Here is a 21,111-nt window from a genome sequence, read left to right as displayed (position 1 = left end):
GGGCAATTGGGACTAGCTCAGGCCGGTCAATCAGGCAGATTTGGATATGGATCAGGCGGCTGCGCCCAAGGTCAGCTTCGTGTTGCTCGGGTGCTTCTGAGACAACGAATGTAGACTTTCGCTCTCAGAAGGTTCGTAGCTCAGGGGCCGAGATCACCTACACCAAGCTTCTCGGCAAGGCGTCTAACGTAGGCAGGATGCCCTGGGTTCAAGGTCTCTTTTGCCTGGGCAGCCAAGAGAGCGCGCGCATCTTCGTTTCGACCGCGTTGCGCTAGGATAATAGCGCAAACGATCCGGGGAGGCGCGAAAGCATATGGCGCTTTTGACGTCCCCAGCCATTCGCTCAGAATAGCATCGCGCGTTTCAAACTTTTTGAGAAAGGGAATCGCATCTCGTCCAAAGCGCCGCAAGAGGTCCTCAGCAAGAGGCTCGTCGGCCCGGATGTCCCACCAAACGTCTCTGCGTTCCGGGCCAAGAAGCCCGAGCCGAGCACGAACGCAACAATGATATTCTTGAATGAACGATTTTGGTGGCGCTCCTCCAACTTGCTTCGCAACCTCCGGAACGAAAACGCCTAGGTTCACCGTGAACTTGCCGTAGAGGTTTTCGCGTAACCCCGGAACGTAGGTAGTGCCGGGAGGATCGAAGCTACCCATCTGGATCTTTACGACTTCCGTCAATCCATCCGAGGTCGTCCGATTGATTGTTCGGCCAGACGCACGGAAGCCCCAATCCTTTAAGACCGGACGCAGTTTCGCCTGGACCCAGTCTAAACTCTTCGCAAGGTCAGATTTTCCGCTAGTCATATCAGGTGCCCGCGCCGTCGGTGCAGAAGGTCGAGAGTCCCGTTGGCGCCCCCGAAAGACCACTCCACCTCAATCCGACAGGTTTCGCCATACACGATGTCGCATTGGGGGTAAAATCTGCGTCGCAAGTCATTGAATTTTACCATCTGATCAATTACTTGGATCGCAAACTCCGCACAATTCAGATGCAGACTCCAGGCGATTACATGGATAGAGCGCCGCGTATTTCTTTTACTAGCCTCGGGTGTCCCAAGGCATTGGTGGATTCCGAGCGCATCATCACGCGCCTGCGCGCGGAGGGCTACGAGCTCGCCCGCAAGCATGACGGGGCCGACATCGTCATCGTCAACACCTGCGGCTTTCTCGACAGCGCCAAGCAGGAATCGCTCTCGGCGATCGGCGAGGCCATGGCCGAGAACGGCAAGGTGATCGTGACCGGCTGCATGGGCGCGGAACCGGAAGCGATCGAGCAGGCCTATCCCGGCGTGCTCTCCATCACCGGCCCGCAGCAATATGAGAGCGTGCTCGATGCCGTGCACCGCGCGCTGCCGCCGGCGCACAATCCGCATCTCGACCTGGTGCCGCCGCAGGGCATCAAGCTGACCCCGCGACACTACGCGTACCTGAAGATCTCCGAAGGCTGCAACAATCGCTGCACCTTCTGCATCATCCCGAAGCTGCGCGGCGACCTGGTCTCGCGCCCCGCCAATGACGTGCTGCGCGAGGCCGAGCGCCTGGTCGGCGCCGGCGTCAAGGAACTGCTGGTGATCTCGCAGGATACCTCCGCCTACGGCGTCGACCTGAAATACGCCGAGAGCCCGTGGAAGGATCGCCAGGTCCGCGCCAAATTCCTCGACCTCGCGCGCGAGCTCGGCGAGTTGGGCGCATGGGTGCGGCTGCAATATGTTTACCCCTACCCGCATGTCGACGAGGTCATCGCGCTGATGAACGAGGGCAAGGTGCTGCCCTATCTCGACATCCCGTTCCAGCATGCGAGCCCCGAGGTCTTGAAGGCGATGAAGCGTCCGGCGGCGCAGGACAAGACGCTCGCTCGGATCAAGCGCTGGCGCGAGGAATGTCCTGATCTTGCCCTGCGCTCGACCTTCATCGTCGGCTTTCCCGGCGAGACCGATGCCGACTTTGCCTATCTGCTCGACTGGCTTGACGAGGCCGAGATCGACCGCCTCGGCTGCTTCAAATACGAGCCCGTGGCCGGCGCCACCTCGAACGCGATCGAGAATCCCGTGCCCGAAGAGGTCAAGCAGGAGCGCTACAACGCGCTGATGGCCCGCCAGCAGAAGATCTCTGCACGCAGGCTCAAGCGCAAGGTCGGCACGCGCCAGCAGATCATCATCGACGAGGTCGGCCCGACCGTCGCCAAGGGTCGCTCCAAGGCCGACGCGCCGGAGATCGACGGCGCGGTCTACCTGACGAGCCGCCGCCCCTTGCGCGTCGGCGAGGTCGTCACCGCCAGGATCGAGCGCGCGGATCAATATGACCTGCACGGCAGCGTCGCGGGGTTCTAGCCGCTCACCCGACTCCGGATTGCGAAGAAATCGCGCTAGGGTAAGCCTTCAGCTTTCCGGCAGGAGATATTTCATGCGCAAGCTTGCTTTGGCTATTGTCCTTGGTGCGGCGGTCAGCAGCCCATCGTTCGCTCAAAAGACGTCGCAGCCAAAGGCCAAGGGCAAGACATGCACCTACGACCAATGTGTCTCTGTCAACAAGGCGCGAGGGTGGATAGTGCTGCGGTGAGTCGCTGGTGCAGCGCCAACCCTGGCAAGTGCGACAACTAGCAACGACGCGTCAGGCCAGCCATTTCGGCACCCAGCGCTCCGGGCGCGGGGCACGGGCGAGATCGGCCCTGGCTTCGGACAGCAGCGCCGGCTCGCCGTCGATGGTCGGGCGGACATCATATGCGAAGTTCGGCATGACGCGGCCGTCCGCATGGAGGCCGAAATTCATCGCGTACCACAGCCCGAGCTCGGGCTGCGCGCGGCGCATCTCCTCGCGCAGATCGCGCAACAGGGATTCGATTGAAGCCGCTTCCTCGAACGGCTGCGGTCCGCGCGCGAGCACGCGCGCCTCGTACTGCTTGCCGACGATCGCGACCGCGAAGCGGGTCTGGTCCCAGGGCTTCCTGCCCTTGGGCAGATGCGCCGCCAGCCGCCAGCCGAGCTCGGCCATCAGCCGGTGATTGGCCCAATAATCCTCGCGCTCCCGGCTCCACTTCTCCATGAAGCCGCGGAAGTCGGGCAGCTCCGCCGAAGTCTCCTCCACCGCCGTCGGCTCGCCATGCGGCCGTCCGGCGAGCCATTGCGCGAGCTCGACCGTCTGAGCCTCGACCTCGTCATGCGGCTTCAGATCGCTCCAGGTGTCGTCGAATTGCTGCGACGTCAGTTTGGCGAGCAGCCCGTCGAGGCTCGGCGCCAGCAATTCGTAGGCGCCCTCAGATCCCAGCCCAACGATCGGCGGATTGTCGCGGTCGAGACCGGCGCCGTACCAGCCGCCGACGGCCGAACCATCCGGCAGCCGCATGAACAGCGAGAACCTGTCCCGCAAGGGACTGCCGTCGACGATCGGCGCGTGATCTGCGAACTGGCCCTGCAGCGCAAAGCAGCCGACGCTGCCCCAAGGCCGCCCCTCCAGCCAGCCGGCAAAGTCGACCAGCAGCGGAGGCGCTTCGATACCCGGCGGAAATGCGCCGCGAATGCTGTCGAGGTCGATCGGATAAGACGTGTCGGACAAGGCTGAAACTGTCTCGTTGGTCCCGCCCCTCTTGGTCTGAGCCGAGTTGCGTCCGGTTCGAACCAATTCGCGTATCTCGATCACAAACGCGCCAGCGAGGCGATGGTTTCTGGGAGCCAGACAATGAAATGGCGGGAATCCAGCGGAATCCGGGAGCGGACGATGCACGCCCCGATGACCGCATCGGCCTTGCTCGCACGCTTCTTCCTCTCGATTGCCGCGGCGCGACGCGCGCGGCTACCAGCGGAGCGTATTGTGACACTATAGTGCATTCACGCAGAGGTCACCGACTCGGCCTAACTCTGCCCGCGCTTCTCAACGCGAGCGAGGAACGAGGATGAGCCTTTCGGGCATGCTGCGCACGCAGCGCTTCGACGATTACCGCTTCTACCACCAGAGCACCGTCAACCAGACGCTGCATCTCTTCAGCGCCGTGATCTTCCTGTTCTGCTACGGGCTGCTGTTCGTAGACCCTGCGCTCGCCGGCATCGTCGGCTGGCTTGCGATGCTGACACGGCAGACCGGGCATTTCTTCTTCGAGCCGAACGGCTACGACGCCGTCAACGACGTCAGCAATGAGTACAAGGAAGCGATCAAGGTCGGCTACAACCCGACCCGCAAGATCATCCTGCTGCTGGTATGGGGCAGCGCGCCAATCGCGTTGTATGTCGATCCGACGCTGTTCGGACTTTTCGATCCGCCCGCCGGCCGTCTCGACTTCATCCGGCACGTCGGCACGCTCTGGCTTGCGATCGGCATCGGCGGCGGCCTTGCCCGCATGCTGCAGCTCTTCGCCACCCGCGACGTCACGACCGGTCTGGTCTGGGCGTTCAAGGTGCTGACCGACCCATTCCACAACATCGCGCTGTACTGGAAATCGCCACTCAAGCTGATGCGCGGCGAGCTGATCGACACCGCGATCGCCGACGCCGATTGGGGCGACGAGGACGCCGAGGAAGCCGCCCACCTGACCTGACCGATGCACGCCGGGCGGGTGTCAGCAAAACGCCCGCTTGACAAGCCCCGGCATTGGCATGTATTGCCGCGCCCCATGATCAACCGGACCAACCAGCGCACCGACATGCTCCGCCGTCGCTCCCGCGACGACGAGAGGGTGCGCCATGTCCGACGACGCCGCTGAACCACTAGAATTCAGCCGAAGTTTTCGAGAAGGCCGCACCCGCAAGGTGCGGCCTTTCTGCTTTTTGCGCCCGTTTTCCACCCGCCTCCAGAGGAGTTCGACATGACGACGCATCCGTACGACGCGCTGATGGACATCACCGCACGGCCGAAAGCCGTGTTCGTCCGCGGTGCCGGCTCCTATCTCTGGGACGACGGCCGCAAGCGCTATCTCGACTTCGTGCAGGGTTGGGCCGTCAACTGCCTCGGTCATTCCCCGCCGGCGGTCGCCGATGCGCTGGCTTCGCAGGCGAAACGGCTGTTGACGCCGAGCCCGGCCTTCTACAACGAACCGAGCCTGAAGCTGGCCGAGGCGCTGGTCGGGGCCAGCGCGTTCGACCAGGTGTTCTTCGCCAATTCCGGCGCGGAGGCCAATGAAGGCGCGATCAAGCTCGCGCGCAAATATGGCAGTCTGCACAAGAGCGGCGCGTTCGAGATCATCAGCTTCGAAGGCGGCTTCCACGGCAGGACGCTCGCGACGATGTCGGCCTCGGGCAAGAAAGCGTTCGAGCCGCTGTTCGAACCGAAGGTCGCGGGCTTCAAGAAGGCCAAGCTCAACGACATCGCCTCGGTCGAAAGGCTGATCAACGCCAACACTGTCGCCGTGATGCTGGAGCCGATCCAGGGTGAATCGGGCGTCTGGCCGGCAACCGATGCGTTCCTGCAGCAGCTGCGCGCGCTCACCGAGGCGCACGGCCTGCTGCTCATCTTCGACGAGATCCAGACCGGCATGGGCCGGACCGGGAAACTCTTCCACTACGAGCACACCGGCATCGCGCCCGACATCATGACGCTCGGCAAGGGCATCGGCGGCGGCGTGCCGCTCGCAGCCCTGCTCGCGACCGAACGCGCCTCCTGCTTCGAGCACGGCGACCAGGGCGGCACGTTCAACGGCAACCCGATCATGTGCGCGGCGGGCCTCGCGGTGCTCGAGGAGGTCAAGAAGCCCGACTTCCTCAAACAGGTCGCCGAGACCGGCCTCTTGCTGGAAAGCGAGCTGCAAAAGGTCTCGGCCCGGCACGGCCTCGGCGGCGTGCGCGGACGCGGCCTGTTGCTTGCACTCGACCTCAAGCTGCCGATCGCGCCGGGCATCGTCGCGCAGGCGTTCGAGGCCGGCGTGCTGCTCAACGCGCCGCAGCTCGACACCCTGCGCTTCATGCCGGCGCTGAACGTGACGCGGAGCGAGATTGCCGAGATGATCGATTGTCTCGACGGGATCCTGACCAAGGCCGGCGCGGCACGGCGGGTGGCGTGAGCCCGTCTCCGCGGACGCAGTGGCGTAGGGTGGGCAAAGCGCAGCGTGCCCACGATTTCTTACCGCAATGAAGAAGGGTGGGCACGGCGCTCCGCGCCTTTGCCCACCCTACAAAACCATCGATGCCGGAAGAGCTACGGCTTCAGGATCGAGGCGCCCGTGGTCTTGCGGCTTTCGAGATCGATATGCGCTTTCGCGGCATCCTTGAGCGCGTAGGCGTGGTTGATCGGCACGTGCAGCTTGCCGTTGATGACGGCGGCAAACAGCGTGTCGGCGCCTTCCAGCAATTCCTTGCGCGTGCCGACGTAATCGTTGAGCTTCGGCCGTGTCGCGAACAGCGAGCCGTGATTGTTGAGCTCGGCGATCGCGAACGGCGGCACCGGACCCGAGGCGTTGCCGAACGAGACGAACATGCCGCGCGGCTTCAAGCAGGACAGCGAGCCCGGGAAGGTCGCCTTGCCGACGCCGTCATAGACGACGTCGCAGCCCTCGTTGCGGCTGATCTGCTTGACGCGCGCGACGAAATCCTCCTCGTTGTAGAGGATGACGTGGTCGCAGCCGTTGGCCTCGGCGAGCTCGGCCTTCTCGCGCGAGCCGACCGTGCCGATGACGTGGGCGCCGAGCGCCCTCGCCCACTGGCAGGCGAGCAAGCCGATGCCGCCGGCGGCGGCGTGGACCAGCACGCGGTGATGCGGCTCGACCTTGAAGGTCTTGTGCAGGAGATACCAGACGGTCAGCCCCTTCAGCATCAGCACCGCACCCTGCTCGTAGGTGATGTGGTCGGGCAGCTTGACCAGCTTCTCCCAGGGGATGTTGCGCTCGCCGGTATAAGCGCCGAGATTGTGATAATAGGCGACGCGGTCACCGGGATGAAAGTTCGTGACGCCTGGCCCGACCGCGACCACCTCGCCCGAGGCCTCGTTGCCGGCGATGAAGGGTAGCCCGGGCGCCTTGTAGAGACCGGTGCGGTAGTAAACGTCGATGAAGTTCAGGCCAACCGCGTGCTGGCGGATCCGCACCTCGCCGGGCCCGGGCGCCGGCACATCGACGCTCTCATAAACCAGAGCCTCGGGCCCCCCGACCTTGTGCACACGGACCGCTTTGGTCATCGCCTGACCTCCTCTTCTCCAAGGCGCAAGCGAAAGACATCGCGCCCGCCTTGTCAACTCGATGCAGCTGAAACGCCTAAACCGACGGCGTGCCAGACTTCTTGCGATTGCGCCTGGCCAGCACGTTGAAGAATTCGACCGCCGCCGAGAACGCGATGGCGAAGTAGATATAGCCGCGGGGAATGTGGAACTGGAATCCGTCCGCGACCAGCGCGACGCCGATCAGCACCAGGAAGGCGAGCGCGAGCATCTTCGTGGTCGGATGCTCCGCGACGAAGCGCGCCACCGGACCCGCCGAAACGTACATGACCGCGCAGGCAATCACGACCGCCGCGACCATGATCCGGATGTCCTCCGCCATGCCGATCGCGGTGATGATCGAATCCAGGGAGAACACGAGATCGACGACGATGATCTGGACAATCACCCAGAAGAAGGCGCTGCCTGTGGACTTGTTCTCGCTCCGGCCGTGATCGGACTCGACCTCACCGTGAATCTCATGCGTCGCCTTGGCGATCAAGAACAGGCCGCCGCCGATCAGGATCAGGTCGCGCCAGGAGAAAGCCTGCCCCGCAACCGAGAACACCGGCGCGGTCAGACCGATCAGCCAGACCAGGAGACTGAGCAGGATGAGGCGGAAGACCAGCGCCAGCGCGAGGCCGATCTGGCGTGCGCGGTGCGCCTGCTGCTCGGGAAGGCGCGAGACGAGCACCGAGATGAAGATGACGTTGTCGATGCCGAGCACGATCTCGAGCGCCGTCAAGGTGAACAGCGCGGCCCAGGCTTCGGGGCTGGTGATGAGGTCGGTCATGCGAAGGATCGCACCAATCGTATCAAGGCATCGCTGAAGCTGATCCAGAGTGCGATGGCGCAGAGCGCGAGGGTAACGCCGGTGCCGACGCGAAAGTCCATCTCCAGCACGTAGAGGGCGAGCACCGCCCAGATCGCGATCAGCGACATCGTCAACCAACGCAGTCGCACGACGCGGACCGGATGCAGCACGTGGAACGGCACGAAGGTCAGCACGACCAGCGCGGTCACCAGCAGCGTCGACCACAGCGGCGGCCAGTGCAGCAGGAACAGGTAGAACGCCGCCGCATTCCACAGCGCCGGGAAGCCACGGAAATGATTGTCGTCCGCCTTCATGCGCAAATCGGCGAAATATAAGGCGCTGGTGACGATGATGGCGACGCCGAGCAAGGGAGCCGCAACGGGCAGCAACAGGCCGCTGGCCACGATCGCATAGGCCGGCACGAACACATAGGTGACGAAGTCGACCACGAGATCGAGCACGTCGCCCGACCAGTTCGGCTGCACGTTCTTGACGTCGAGCCGGCGCGCGATCGGACCGTCGATCGCGTCGATGATCAGGGCGACGCCCAGCCATTGAAACATCGCCGCCCAGTGCTCGCGCACGGCCTCCAGCATCGCCAGCAGCGCGATCGCCGCGCCGAACGCGGTGAAGATGTGCACCGACAGGGCGGCGGCGCGGATCGCGGGCGTGGGCTTCAGGGAATCCTCTTGGCTATCCATGGCTTCTGCTATCAGAATGAGGTCGATTTGCACATCCGCCATTGCGGCGCGCCGTCGCACAATTGGCCACGACATGGGACACCATCAGCGGGCTTGAATTTGCCGCGGGGCGTGTCATGTGTCGTTTCATGACAGACGCCTCGACACTTTATGACACCGCCGTGATCGGCGGCGGGCCGGCGGGACTTTCCGCGGCGATCGCGCTGGCACAGGCGGGGGCCCGGACCGCATTGGTGGCGCGCCGCACTCCCTACGCCGACAATCGCACTACCGCATTGCTCGGTGCCTCCGTCGACCTCCTGGAGACGCTCGACGTCTGGTCGCGCTGCAGGGACAAGGCAGCCGCGCTCGAGGTCATGCGCCTCGTCGACGACACCGGCCGGCTGTTCCGCGCGCCGGAGGTCCGGTTCTCCTGTCACGAAATCGCGCTGGATGCCTTCGGCTACAACATCGACAACCGCTCGCTGATGCTGGCGCTGGAAGAGCGTGCGGCGGAGCTGCCCAATCTCGTCCGTTTCGACGACGAGGCCGAAAGCATCGTCGTCGAGGCCGACGACGTCGCCATTCGGACGGCCTCCGCCCAGTTTCTCGCGGCCCGCCTCGTGGTCGGCGCCGACGGCCGGCATTCGCTGTGCCGGGAGGCTGCCCGCATCGACGTGACGCGGCGCGAGCTCAACCAGACCGCGCTGACCTTCAACGTCGGCCACACCAGGCCGCATCGCAACGTCTCGACCGAGTTCCATACGCCGCACGGTCCGTGCGTGTTCGTGCCCCTGCCCGGCGACCGCTCCAGCGTCGTCTGGGTCTCGGCTCCGGCCGAGGCCGAGCGGCTGCGGAGCCTCGATGACGCCGGGCTGTCCGCAGCGGTCGAGAAGCAGTCACATTCGATCCTGGGGCGCATGAGCGTGGAGCCCGGACGCAACCTGTTCCCGCTGGCGATCGAACGTCCAAAATCCTTCGGCCGCGACCGTATCGCGCTGGTCGGCGAAGCCGCCCACGTGGTTCCCCCGATCGGCGCCCAGGGCCTCAATCTCGGCCTGCGCGATGCCGCCGACATCGCGCGGCTTGCCGGGGAAGCGGTCACTGCGGGCCAGGATCCCGGCGCGGACGAGGTGCTCACGCGCTACGACCGGGCGCGGCGTCCGGACATCCTGAGCCGCACGTTTGCGATCGACATTGCCAACCGCTCCCTGCTGAACGATTTCCTGCCGCTGCAGCCGGTCCGCGCCGTCGGCATGCACCTGCTCGGCGCCATCGGCCCGCTTCGGCGCTTTGCGATGCGCGAAGGTCTGACGCCGACCTGGCGAAGGTAGTTTTGGCGGACGGTAAGGCCCCTCACGGAAACGCCAGCCGCCCCGTCTGGATCGCCCACATCACGCTGGTCAGCGTGACCACGGACGCGAAGGTCCCGAGCAGCACGGCGACGGAGGCGGATTCGATCCAGGCATCGTTCTGCCGGGCGATCACGAACACGTTCAGCGCCGGCGGCAGCGAGGCCATCAGCACGGCGGTGGCGGCCCAGGGCTGCGCGAACGGCCCGAACGCCAACATCAGGCCAAACGCCGCGAGCGGATGGAATAGCAGCTTGATCGCGACCACACCCGGCACTTCCCATGGGACGCGGTCGAACGGACGCAGCGCCACGGTCACACCGAGCACGAACAGCGCGGTCGGCGCCGCCGCGTTCTGCAGGAAGGTGATGGTGCGATCGAGCGCGACGGGAATCTCGATATGAAGGGCTGCGACGGCCGCGCCGAAGCAGGCCGACATGATCAGCGGGTTGAGCACGATCTGCTTCAGCACCACGCCGAAGGCGTGCACGATCGAGGGATGATCGCGGTCGGACAGCTCGATCAGGAGCGGCACGATGGTGAACAGGAAGATGCTGTCGCAGCAGAAGATCAGCGCCGTCGGCGCCGCAGCCTTGCTGCCGAGCACGGCGAGCGCCAGGCCCGGCCCCATATAGCCGATATTGCCGTAGCCGCCGGACAGACCGGCGAGCGTCGCCTCGCGCAGCGTTAGCCGGCCGAAAACCTTGCCCACGACCAGTGCCAGGGTGAACGCGGCGACGGTGGACAGCGTGGTCGCGATCAGGAACGGCGGATTGTTCAATTCCGAGAACGGCGCCTTGGACATGATCGCGAACAGCAGCGCCGGCAGCGACACATAGAGCAGGAAGAAGTTCATCCAGGCGAGGCCTGATTCCGGCAGGGATTTGACCTTGCCGCATGCGAAGCCGACGAAGATCAGCCCGAAATAAGGTAGCGCCAGATTGAGGATATCGACCATTGATGAAGTGTTTTCTGAAGACTTGGGGGTTATCTCCCCCTCAAGTGAACGCCAATTCCAGATCAGGCCACTAGCATCGGCCACAATCCTGGTCTATCGACGGGGAATGATTAAAGCGCGGACCGCCAAATTCCAGATCGGACAGGTCGTGCGCCACCGGATCTTCTCGTTCCGGGGCGTCATCTTCGACATCGATCCGGAATTCAACAACACCGAGGAGTGGTGGCTGTCGATCCCCGAGGAGGTGCGGCCCCACAAGGACCAGCCGTTCTATCACCTGCTCGCGGAGAACGCTGAGTCGGAATACGTCGCCTATGTCTCCGAGCAGAACCTGCTGCCGGACGAGTCCGGCGAGCCGGTCCGGCATTCCCAGGTCGCCGAGATCTTCATCAAGAACAAGGATGGCGGCTACCGCCCGCGCAATCCTTCGCTGAATTGAGTCGCTCCGACCGGCGACCGACAAAAAAAGGCGCTCGAGACGAGCGCCTTTTTCATGTCCGGGATTTGGTCCCGACTACTTCTGGCCAGCCGGTGGCGTGCCCTGCTGCTCGAGCTTCTTGCGCTGCTCCTCGGCCTTCTTCTGAAGCTCTTCCTGGAGCTTCTTCTGGGTTTCCTCGAACACCTTCGGATCGGTCGGCGGACCGTCATAGGCCTTCTGGAATTCGCCGGCGAGCGGCAGCGGCAGGGTCAGCGGCGCGCCATTGGCGTTGATCGCCTGCACAACGAGATTCTGGCCCTTCTTCATGTTGTTGATGAGCTCGGGCGTGGCCTCGTAGTCCGACATGCAGCCGTTCTGGAAGCAGATCACATAGGGCTGCTGCAGCGGCGCGTTGTTGTCCACGATGATCCGGGTGCCGTGGACGAGCTGCATGCCGAGCGGCAGCGTCACGCGCAGGATCTTCTTGGGCTCGCCTTCCGGCTCGATGATCACGGCGGCGATGACCGGCTGGCCCGATTCGATGCGGCCGTCCTTGCCGGTAAAGCAGACCTGCTTGGCGTTGGCGTCCTGGCCCTTGAGACAGAACTTGGTCCAGGGGGCATAGATCAGCTGGATCTGCTGATCGGCCGGCTGCGCCGCACCCTGCTGGCCGCCTTGGGCCGGCGGCTGCTGAGCCTGCGGGGATGCCGGGGCCGGAGCCTTCGGGGCGGCCTTCGGAGGGGCAGCTTTCGGGGCCGGAGTCGCCTTGGGCGCGGGCGCGCCGGGAGCCGGAGCGGGAGTCTGGGCCTCAGCGGTAAACGGGACGACCAACGCCGTCGCCGTCAACAAGGCGAGAATTCGCCCGCGCGGCCGGACGGACGCGGCCAAGTAACGGAAATTCATTGCGGAAAACCCTTTCTGAACGGGAAGTGCCCGAACCGCTCCGAAGCGCCGAACCTGGCCGCCTTGGGCGCGGCTCTCTCCCCGTCAATTGAGGCGGATAAGTGACGGGCTCGACGCTCTTGCGCGATCGGGTGCCTTCTTAACGTGGCCGACGAAAAGATCAATGCCGACAAGCGCCTTTGGCCACATCCGCGGCTGCGTCCGGGGAAACTCCCTGTGATAGGATTCGGGGTACGCCGTCCTCGAATCAACCTGTGCCGATGTTCATGTTCCAACGCCTTTTCGAGGGCCTCGGTGTCCGCCTTGGCGTCCTGGTCCAGGCCTCTGCCCTTGCCTTGGGCTTGAGTGACGCAGCGTCGATGGGCGCGGCACGGGCCGAGGACGCCCATGCCATCGCCATGCACGGCAAGCCGGCGATGCCGGCCGACTTCGCCCATATGCCCTACGTCAACCCGGAGGCGCCCAAGGGCGGGCGCTTGACCTGGGGCATGCTCGGGACCTTCGACAGCCTCAATCCCTTCATCGTCAAGGGGCTGGCCGTGCAGCAGATGCGCAGCTACGTGGTCGAGAGCCTGCTGGCGCGCGGCCATGACGAGCCGTTCACGCTCTATGGTTTGCTCGCCAGGAGCGTCGAAACCAATGACGAGCGAAGCTTCGTCACGTTCCGTCTCGATCCGCGCGCCCGTTTCTCCGACGGCAAGCCGGTCGCGGCCGAGGACGTGCTGTTCTCCTGGCAGCTGCTGCGCGACCATGGCCGGCCGAACCACCGGCAATATTACACCAAGGTGGTCAAGGCCGAGGCGCTCGATCCCCTCACCGTCCGCTTCGACCTCGCCGGCGCCAACGATCGCGAGTTGCCGCTGATCCTCGGCCTGATGCCGATCCTGCCGAAGCACGCGGTCGACGTCGCAAGCTTCGAGGAGACGACGCTGACGAGCCCGATCGGCTCCGGCCCCTACCGCGTCACGGCGATGAAGGCAGGCGCCAGCGTGACGCTGACCCGCAATCCCGATTATTGGGGCCGCGACCTGCCCATCAACCGCGGGCTCTACAATTTCGACGAGATCCGGCTCGACTATTTTCGCGAGGCCAACGGCCAGTTCGAAGCTTTCAAGCGCGGCCTCTACGATTTCCGCATCGAGCACGAACCGCTGCGCTGGCATGACGGCTACGACTTTCCGGCCGCTAGAAGCGGCGAAGTGATCCGCGACACCGCCAAGCCGGGCCTGCCGCAGCCCTCCGAATTCCTGGTGTTCAACACCCGCCGCCCGATCTTTGCCGACATCCGGGTGCGCCAGGCCCTGACGCTGCTGTTCGATTTCGAGCTGGTCAACCGCAATTACTTCTTCGGGCTCTATTCGCGCGCTGCCGGCTATTTCGCCGGCTCAGAGCTCTCGGCCTATGGCCGCCCGGCGGATGCGCGCGAACGCGAGCTGCTCAAGCCGTTCGCCGCACGGATTTCGCCCGATATCATGGATGGCAGCTATCGCCTGCCGGTCACCGACGGTTCTGGCCGCGACCGCACCACGCTGCGCGCCGCGCTGAAGCTGTTGTCGGAAGCCGGCTACGATCTCGACGGCACCGTGCTGCGCAATCGTGCGACCAAGGCGCCCTTCAGCTTCGAGATCATGGTGACGACCCGCGACCAGGAGCGCATCGCACTGGCGTTCCAGCGCGACCTCAAGCGCGCCGGCATCGAGCCGAGCGTGCGCTCGGTCGATCCCGTGCAGTTCGACCAGCGCCGGCTCGCTTACGAATTCGACATGATCCAGAACCGCTGGGACCAGTCGCTCTCGCCCGGCAACGAGCAATATTTCTACTGGGGCAGCGCGGCCGCGGACAATCCGGGCACCCGCAACTACATGGGCGCCAGGGATCCGGCGGTCGATGCCATGATCGCCGCCCTGCTCGAGGCCCGTGAACATACGGATTTCGTCTCCTCGGTGCGGGCGCTCGACCGCGCTTTGATCTCGGGCTTCTACACAATCCCCCTGTTTAACGTATCCGAGCAATGGATCGCGCGCTGGAATCGGATAGAACGGCCCAAGGCCACCTCGCTCTCGGGCTATTTGCCGGAGACCTGGTGGGCGAAGGGGCAGAAGCAAGCCACTGAAGCAAAGTGACGCCGTGAACCAGCCAGCCGTATCGCCGACGCTCGACACGCTGTTTCAGCGCACGCTGATCCGGCAGCCGCATGCGACCGCGCTGCTCGATCCCCTCAACAAGGCACGCATCACCGGGCACCAGCCGCGGCGGATGACCTATGCCGAGGCCGACACCGCCATCGAGGCGCTGTCGGCACATTTCGTCGAATCGGGCCTGCCGGCCAATTCCGTCATCGCGATCCAGCTGCCCAACACGGTCGAGTTCGTGCTGACGGTGCTCGCCGCCCATCGCGCCGGGCTCGTCGTCGCCGTGCTGCCGCTGCTCTGGCGGCATGCGGAACTGACCGCGGCGCTCAACCGCACCGCGGCCCGCGCCATCGTCACCATGAGCAAGGTCGACGGCACCAGCTATGCCGACCTCGCGATGCATGCGGCCGCCGAAGCCTTCTCGATCCGTCACGTCTGCGGCTTCGGCACCGACCTGCCCGAAGGCATGGCCTCGCTCGACGACGTGCTGGCCCGCCCGCCCGGCACCGCGCGCGCGGTGATCCAGGACGGCCGCAAGGCGGCGATGATCTCCTTCGACGTCACCGCGGAAGGCTTTCGTCCGGTGCCGCGGCCGCATTTCAGCCTGATCGCCGGCGGGCTCGCGGTGTCGCTGGAAGCCGACATCCGGCAAGGTGCGACATTGATGGCGGCGTTCGCGCCGATGTCGTTCGCCGGCCTCGCCTCCTCGCTCGCGGTTTGGCTGCTCTCCGGCGGCGCCCTGGCGCTGCATCATCCCTTCGAGGTCGAGGTGCTGGAGCAGCAGATCAACGAGCATGATTGCGAGGTGCTGATCGCGCCGGCGCAGCTGGCCTTGCGGCTCGGCGATTCGGGCCTGGCGGCGCGGATGCCGTCCTTGCGCAACGTCATCGGCCTATGGCGCGCGCCCGAGCAGGTGGCCGCGAGCGATGCCTGGATCGCCCCGCATGCGCCGCTGACCGACGTCTATCTGTTTGGCGAGGCCGGCCTGTTCGGCGCCCGCCGCGGCGAGGACGGCATGCCGGTCGCGGTGATGCCCGGGCCGCACGGCGCCCCGCGCGAGCAATCCGGCTCCTCCATCGCCGGCGAAATCCTGCTGACGCCGAAGGGCACGCTCGGCCTGCGCGGGGCGATGGTTCCGATCGCGGCCTACGCCCCGCCGCAGCCGGTCGGGGAGACCCTGACGGCGCAGCCGCCGCGCGACTATGTCGACACCGGCTATGCCGCGCGGATCGACCGCCCGAGCGGTGCAATCTGCATCACCGCGCCGCCCTCCGGCATCATGGCCGTCGGCGGGTACCGCTTCCTCTCCAACGATTTGCAGGAATGGGCGCGCCGGCTCGGCCAGGGCGCCCTCCTCACCGCGCTGCCCGACCGCCTCTCCGGCCACAGGCTCGCCGGACGCGCCCAGGACAACGCCCGCGCCCGCGAGGCGCTCAGCGAGCTCGGGCTTAACCCTCTGATGGTCGAAGCTTTTCGCGATCGCTCCGGGCCGGTCTAGGCGCAGTTTCGCCGGATACGTTGACGCCGCATTAAGGCGGCCAAACTAGATTGCGCGGCATCTGTTGCGTCATCAGAGTTTGTCGAATGTCCCAGGCGGGCCCGATCCTCTTTGTGTCCAATGCCGATCGGCCGCCCTTCGTTGGGGCGCTGGACGAGGCCCGGCTGTTTCCCGTGGTCGACACCGACTGGGCCGGCGCGGCACGCGCGGTCGAAGAGGTGCAGCCGGCGGCCATTCTCGCTGCGATGCATGGCGGACATGAGCCGCATATGGCCGCGCTCTCCAGGAAGATCGCCGACCAATCGCCCTACCTTCCGTTCGTCGTCGTGGATGCGGCGGGCACGCTACCTCACAACGCCCTGCCCTTCTCCTCGAGGGGCGGCAACCCCGACCGCCTGATCGCACGGCTTCGCGCCGCGCTGCGCGTGCGCACGCTCCATGCCACCGTGCTGCGCCGGCTGCCCGAGGTGAAAGTCGCACTGCCGCAAGGTGACCCCGCCCGCGATGCCACCGTGCTCCTGATCGGCCGCGGCGCCGCCTACCCCGCGTTGTCCGTCGCGCTCGGCGAACGCGTCGGCGTCGTCGGCGCGCTCTCGATCGAGGCCGCCGCGAAGCACCTCAACACCCGGGACCTCGACGGCGTGGTCCTTGCCGAGGGTTTTACCGCGCGCGTCACCGACGCCTTTCTCACGGTGCTCGCCGAGGACACCCGCTTCCGCAGCCTGCCGGTAATCGTCACCGTGCACCAGCTGACGCAGACCTACGATCTGCCCAATCTGGAGTTGATCCCGGGCGAGCCGGCCAAGGTAGCGGCCAATGCGTTGCCCCTGATCCGCCAGCACGCGATGGAAGCGCAGTTGAGCCGCACCTTGCGTTCGATCGATGCCGGCGGCTGGCTCGATCCGCGCAGCGGCCTGCTCACGGCGGAAGCCTTCGCCCGTGATTTTGCCAAGGCAGTCGAGCAGGCGCTGGCCCGCGGCGGCGGTCTGTCCGTCGCGCGTTTCGCCTTCGACCCCGGCAATTCCCGCGCCCAGCTCGATGCCGCGCGCATCCTCAGCCGCCTGATGCGGCAGATGGATTTCGGCGTGGCGCAGAGGGACGGCTCGGTCATCGTCGTGTTCGCGGAGACCGACTTCCGCACGGCCCATATGATCGCGCGGCGTCTGTCGGCGGTGATGCGGCATACCTCCAACGGCAAGCACGAGATGCGCAGCGACCCCGTCGTCAGCGTGGACTCGCTGTCGCCGTCGGATACGGCAAGGTCGCTGCTGGCGCGGTTGTCGGCGGATGCATCGAGGGCGGCGTCGTGATCACGACCTCGCTGCCGTAGGGTGGGCAAAGGCGCACTTGCGCCGTGCCCACCAGCTTTCCGTGACGACAGAATTCGTGGGCACGCTTCGCTTTGCCCACCCTACGACATCTCGCCCCGCCCTCACGCCGCCTTCTTGCTCTCCGCGAGCTGCGCCAACTGACGCATGATCTCCGTCGTGCCCGCAAGCCGCTCTTCCGGCGTCTCCCAATCCTGCAGGAACACCACCTTCATGTCGGGCCGCACCTTGGCGGCCTGGCCGTAGCTGCGGATGAAGCTGACGAGGCGATCGGGATGGGCGAAGGAATTGTCGCGGAAGACGATGACGGCGCCCTTCGGGCCGGCGTCGATCTTCTCGACATTGGCCCTGCGGCAGAACGCCTTGATCGCGGCGACCTTGAACAGATAGCGCACCTCGTCCGGCAGCACGCCGAAACGGTCGCGCATCTCCGCGCCGAAGTTCTCGATTTCCTCCTCGGTGTCGAGATCGGCGAGGCGCCGGTACAACGACAGCCGCACGGAGAGATCGCCGACATAGTCCTCCGGGATCAGCACGGGCATGCCAATGGTGATCTGCGGCGACCAGCGGTCGGCGGCGGGCTCGGAGACGCCGGCCTTGAGGTTGACGATCGCCTCCTCCAGCATCGACTGATAGAGCTCGAAGCCGACCTCCTTGATGTGGCCGGACTGCTCCTCGCCGAGCAGGTTGCCGGCGCCGCGGATGTCGAGATCGTGGGAAGCGAGCTGGAAGCCGGCGCCCAGCGTCTCCAGCGATTGCAGCACGGTGAGCCGGCGCTCGGCCTGCGCCGTGATCTTCTGCTGCGCCGGCAGCGTGAACAGCGCATAGGCTCGCAGCTTGGAGCGGCCGACGCGGCCGCGCAGCTGATAGAGCTGGGCAAGGCCGAACATGTCGGCGCGGTGCACGATCAGCGTGTTGGCGTTGGGAATGTCGAGGCCGGACTCGACGATGGTGGTCGACAGCAGGATGTCGAACTTGCCGTCGTAGAACGCGGTCATGATGTCCTCGATCACCGCGGGCGGCATCTGGCCGTGCGCGACCGCGACCTTCATCTCCGGCACGTTCTTGTCGAGGAAGTCCTTGACCTCGGCGAGGTCGTCGATGCGCGGCACGACGTAGAACGCCTGGCCGCCGCGATAGCGCTCGCGCAGCAAGGCCTCGCGGATCATCAGCGGATCGTGCGGAGCGACGAAGGTGCGCACCGCGAGCCGGTCCACCGGGGGCGAGGCGATGATCGAGAGCTCGCGCACGCCGGTAAGCGCCAGTTGCAGCGTGCGCGGGATCGGCGTTGCCGACAGCGTCAGCACGTGCACCTCGGAGCGAAGCGCCTTGAGCCGCTCCTTGTGGGTGACGCCAAAATGCTGCTCCTCGTCGACGATCACGAGGCCGAGGTCGCGGAACTTGATCGCCTTGCCGAGCAGCGCGTGGGTGCCGACGACGATATCGACCGAGCCGTCGGCGATGCCCTTCTTGACCTGGTTCAGCTCCTTGGTCGGGATCAGGCGCGAAGCCTGCGCCACGTTGACCGGAAAACCCTTGAAGCGCTCGGTGAAGGTCTTGGCGTGCTGGCGCGCCAGCAGCGTGGTCGGCACCACGACCGCGACCTGCTTGCCTTCGAGCGCGACGGCAAACGCGGCGCGCAAGGCCACCTCGGTCTTGCCGAAGCCGACGTCACCGCAGATCAGCCGGTCCATGGGGCGGCCGAGTTCGAGGTCCTTCAGCGTGGCTTCGATGGCCCCGAGCTGGTCCTCGGTCTCGTCATAGGGGAAGCGCGCGCAGAACTCGTCGTAGAGGCCGGGCTGCACCGGGAGCTTGGGCGCCTCGTGCAGATGGCGCGCGGCCGCGATCTTGATCAATTCGCCGGCGATCTCGCGGATGCGGTTCTTGAGCTTGGCCTTGCGGGTCTGCCAGCCGCCGCCGCCCAGCCGGTCCAGCTCGACACTGGTCTGGTCGGAGCCGTAGCGCGACAGCAGCTCGATATTCTCGACCGGCAGGAACAGCTTCGTCTCGGCGGCATAATGCAGTTCGAGGCAGTCGTGCGGCGCGCCGGCGACATCGAGCGTTTGCAGGCCGATGAAGCGGCCGATGCCATGGTCGACATGGACGACGATGTCGCCAGCGGCCAGGCTCGTCACCTCCGAGATGAAATTGTCGAGCTTGCGGCTCGCCTTGCGCGGCCGCACCAGGCGGTCGCCCAGGATGTCCTGCTCGCTGATGACGGCGATCTCGTCGGTCTCGAAGCCGCTCTCCAGGCCGAGCACCGCGAGCATGGTCTCGTTGCGCGGTGTCGCCTGCACGGTGCGCCAGGAATTGACGCTGGTGGTGTGGGCCAGCTTGTGGTCGCGCAGCATCGAGGTCATGCGGTCGCGCGAGCCTTCGCTCCACAGCGCGATCACCACCTTCTTGCGCTGGGCCTGCAGCGCCATGACGTGGCCGACCACGGATTCGAACACGTTGACGTTGGCATCGTTGCGCTCCGGCGCGAAGTCACGGCCCTTGCGCGCGCCGGCGTCGACGACACCCGTCCCGTCGGCCGGAACCGAGAACTGCGTCAACCGCACCAGCGGCATCTCACTCTCGCGCTTGGTCCATTCCTCGCCGGTGAGATAGAGCCGGTCGGGCGGCAGCGGCTTGTAGATCGCGCCGCCTGCGGGATGCTCCATCGCGTCGCGCCGGGCCTCGTAATAGTCCTGGATCTGCTTGAAACGCTCGCGGACGGCGTCCTCGGCCTGCGGCTCGATCGCGATCGGCGCGCCTTGCAGATAGTCGAACAGCGTGTCCATGCGGTCCTGGAACAGCGGCAGCCAGTGCTCCATGCCGGGATGGCGGCGGCCTTCGCTGACCGCCTCATACAGCGCATCGTCGCGCTCGGGCGCGCCGAACTCGGCAACGTAGCCCATGCGGAAGCGGCGGATGGTGTCGGTGACCAGCTGGAATTCCGAGACCGGGACGAGGTCGAGCGAGCGCATGTCGAGCAGCGTGCGCTGGGTCTCGGCGTCGAAGGAGCGGATGGATTCCAGGCTGTCGCCGAAGAAATCGAAGCGGACCGGCTGCTCGAGGCCGGCCGGAAACAGATCGAGGATGCCGCCGCGCACGGCATATTCGCCGGGCTCGCGCACGGTCGAGGAGCGGTTGTAGCCGTTGTGCTCGAGCCAGGCGACGATGCTGTCCATCGGCACGACATTGCCGGGAGCCACCGACAACGCCTGCGCCGCGACCAGTTCGCGCGCGGGCACGCGCTGCACGGCGGCATTCACCGTGGTCAGCACGATCAGCGGCTTGTCGCTGCCAGTGAGCGAGGCAAGCCGGGCCAAAGTCGTCAGGCGTTGCGCCAGAATGCCGCCGTGCGGCGAGACGCGGTCATAGGGCTGGCAGTCCCAGGCCGGGAAGGTCAGAACAGGCAGATCGGGGGCGAAGAACTGCAGCGCGCGTTCGAGCTGCTGCATGCGCGGACCGTCGCGGCAGACCACGGCAAGGCTGACGGCCGGCTTCTTCGGCCGCGCCGCAATGGCGCGGGCCAGATCGGAGACCACGAGGCCTTCGGCGCCTTCCGCGACATTGGCAAGCGTCAGCGCCCGGCCCGGCGCAAGCAGCTCGGCCGGCGATTTCATCCCCTGCTTCATGCGTCGCGTTCCGGGATCGGGAAGGCCTTGATGCGGGCAAACAGAGCGCCGGTGACGCCGGCCGGCAGCACCTTGTCGGCGGTGATGGCGGCATAGAGATCAGGATCGTTGACATCGAGCAGCGTCTCGAGCTCGCCGAGCTCGGCGTCCGACAGATTGCCGATCTCGGCATCCGCGAAACGGCCGAGGATCAGGTCCATCTCGCGCGTGCCGCGGTGCCAGCAACGGAACAAAAGCCGCTTGCGGCGAGCGTCCAGCCCCTCGCTCGATCGTGTCGTTCCCGTCATGTC

General features: G+C 65.7%; 18 protein-coding genes. 9 read left to right on the top strand and 9 right to left on the bottom strand.

The window, feature by feature from the left end; translation table 11 throughout:
* Nucleotides 1-140 precede the first annotated feature (140 nt).
* Nucleotides 141-806, bottom strand: coding sequence for a DUF4304 domain-containing protein (locus tag WI560_RS15210; protein ID WP_375308638.1), 666 nt, complete (start codon nt 804-806; stop codon nt 141-143).
* A 206-nt stretch (nt 807-1,012) separates the two neighbouring features.
* On the opposite strand from WI560_RS15210, the gene rimO reads away from it, so the two are divergent.
* Nucleotides 1,013-2,332 carry a 30S ribosomal protein S12 methylthiotransferase RimO gene (gene rimO, locus WI560_RS15205; protein WP_375308637.1) on the top strand — a complete coding sequence of 440 codons (1,320 nt, stop codon included), beginning with the start codon at nt 1,013-1,015 and terminating at the stop codon, nt 2,330-2,332.
* Between the two features lie 73 nt (nt 2,333-2,405).
* Nucleotides 2,406-2,561: a hypothetical protein gene (locus WI560_RS15200; protein ID WP_375308636.1), complete on the top strand. Its 156-nt coding sequence runs from the start codon at nt 2,406-2,408 to the stop codon at nt 2,559-2,561.
* 51 nt (nt 2,562-2,612) lie between these two features.
* On the opposite strand, the gene WI560_RS15195 is transcribed toward WI560_RS15200, so the two are convergent.
* Nucleotides 2,613-3,554 carry a hypothetical protein gene (locus tag WI560_RS15195; protein ID WP_375308635.1) on the bottom strand — a complete coding sequence of 314 codons (942 nt, stop codon included), beginning with the start codon at nt 3,552-3,554 and terminating at the stop codon, nt 2,613-2,615.
* A 337-nt stretch (nt 3,555-3,891) separates the two neighbouring features.
* Here WI560_RS15195 and WI560_RS15190 point away from each other — a divergent pair, with 337 nt between their 5' ends.
* Together WI560_RS15190 and WI560_RS15185 are read left to right on the top strand one after the other, a co-directional pair.
* Nucleotides 3,892-4,530, top strand: a complete 639-nt coding sequence (locus tag WI560_RS15190; protein WP_375308634.1) for a hypothetical protein — start codon at nt 3,892-3,894, stop codon at nt 4,528-4,530.
* Between the two features lie 267 nt (nt 4,531-4,797).
* A complete protein-coding gene (locus WI560_RS15185) occupies nt 4,798-5,988 on the top strand; it encodes an acetylornithine transaminase (protein ID WP_375308633.1) in 1,191 nt (396 codons plus the stop codon).
* 134 nt (nt 5,989-6,122) lie between these two features.
* On the opposite strand, the gene WI560_RS15180 is transcribed toward WI560_RS15185, so the two are convergent.
* The 3 genes from WI560_RS15180 to pcsA form a co-directional block, all read right to left on the bottom strand.
* The gene (locus WI560_RS15180; protein ID WP_375308632.1) at nt 6,123-7,097 is read right to left on the bottom strand and encodes a quinone oxidoreductase; all 975 of its coding nucleotides are present in this window, start codon (nt 7,095-7,097) and stop codon (nt 6,123-6,125) included.
* Between the two features lie 76 nt (nt 7,098-7,173).
* Nucleotides 7,174-7,908, bottom strand: a complete 735-nt coding sequence (locus WI560_RS15175) for a TerC family protein (RefSeq protein WP_375308631.1) — start codon at nt 7,906-7,908, stop codon at nt 7,174-7,176.
* Nucleotides 7,905-8,672 carry a phosphatidylcholine synthase gene (gene pcsA / locus WI560_RS15170; protein WP_375308630.1) on the bottom strand — a complete coding sequence of 256 codons (768 nt, stop codon included), beginning with the start codon at nt 8,670-8,672 and terminating at the stop codon, nt 7,905-7,907. The genes WI560_RS15175 and pcsA overlap by 4 nt, the downstream gene beginning before the upstream one ends.
* 86 nt (nt 8,673-8,758) lie before the next feature.
* Here pcsA and WI560_RS15165 point away from each other — a divergent pair, with 86 nt between their 5' ends.
* On the top strand, nt 8,759-9,943 hold the full coding sequence (locus WI560_RS15165) for a UbiH/UbiF family hydroxylase (protein ID WP_375308629.1): 1,185 nt from the start codon (nt 8,759-8,761) through the stop codon (nt 9,941-9,943).
* Nucleotides 9,944-9,965: 22 nt separating this feature from the next.
* Here the strand turns inward: WI560_RS15165 and WI560_RS15160 are convergent, their stop codons facing one another.
* Nucleotides 9,966-10,919 carry an AEC family transporter gene (locus tag WI560_RS15160; RefSeq protein WP_375308628.1) on the bottom strand — a complete coding sequence of 318 codons (954 nt, stop codon included), beginning with the start codon at nt 10,917-10,919 and terminating at the stop codon, nt 9,966-9,968.
* 106 nt (nt 10,920-11,025) lie between these two features.
* Between WI560_RS15160 and hspQ the strand changes: the two genes are divergently transcribed.
* Nucleotides 11,026-11,358, top strand: a complete 333-nt coding sequence (gene hspQ / locus WI560_RS15155; protein WP_028136346.1) for a heat shock protein HspQ — start codon at nt 11,026-11,028, stop codon at nt 11,356-11,358.
* 75 nt (nt 11,359-11,433) lie between these two features.
* Here the strand turns inward: hspQ and WI560_RS15150 are convergent, their stop codons facing one another.
* Nucleotides 11,434-12,240, bottom strand: coding sequence for an invasion associated locus B family protein (locus WI560_RS15150; RefSeq protein ID WP_028136345.1), 807 nt, complete (start codon nt 12,238-12,240; stop codon nt 11,434-11,436).
* 260 nt (nt 12,241-12,500) lie between these two features.
* Between WI560_RS15150 and WI560_RS15145 the strand changes: the two genes are divergently transcribed.
* From WI560_RS15145 to WI560_RS15135, 3 genes are all read left to right on the top strand, one after another.
* Nucleotides 12,501-14,363 (top strand): extracellular solute-binding protein, encoded by a 1,863-nt coding sequence (locus WI560_RS15145; protein ID WP_375308627.1) that lies wholly within the window; start codon nt 12,501-12,503, stop codon nt 14,361-14,363.
* 4 nt (nt 14,364-14,367) lie between these two features.
* On the top strand, nt 14,368-15,870 hold the full coding sequence (locus WI560_RS15140) for an AMP-binding protein (RefSeq protein WP_375308626.1): 1,503 nt from the start codon (nt 14,368-14,370) through the stop codon (nt 15,868-15,870).
* Nucleotides 15,871-15,956: 86 nt separating this feature from the next.
* The gene (locus tag WI560_RS15135; protein WP_375308625.1) at nt 15,957-17,180 is read left to right on the top strand and encodes a GGDEF domain-containing protein; all 1,224 of its coding nucleotides are present in this window, start codon (nt 15,957-15,959) and stop codon (nt 17,178-17,180) included.
* Between the two features lie 122 nt (nt 17,181-17,302).
* Here WI560_RS15135 and mfd read toward each other — a convergent pair whose 3' ends face one another.
* On the bottom strand, nt 17,303-20,821 hold the full coding sequence (gene mfd / locus WI560_RS15130; RefSeq protein WP_375308624.1) for a transcription-repair coupling factor: 3,519 nt from the start codon (nt 20,819-20,821) through the stop codon (nt 17,303-17,305).
* Complete coding sequence (locus tag WI560_RS15125; RefSeq protein WP_375308623.1) at nt 20,818-21,108, bottom strand: succinate dehydrogenase assembly factor 2; 291 nt, start codon at nt 21,106-21,108, stop codon at nt 20,818-20,820. Before WI560_RS15125 ends, mfd begins: the two co-directional genes overlap by 4 nt.
* Nucleotides 21,109-21,111: the final 3 nt, after the last annotated feature.

It is taken from the genome of Bradyrhizobium sp. A11 (assembly GCF_042077125.1).
GTDB lineage: Bacteria > Pseudomonadota > Alphaproteobacteria > Rhizobiales > Xanthobacteraceae > Bradyrhizobium > Bradyrhizobium japonicum_B.
The sequence above is the reverse complement of the archived record's forward strand: the minus strand, read 5'-3'. Positions and strand labels throughout refer to the sequence as shown.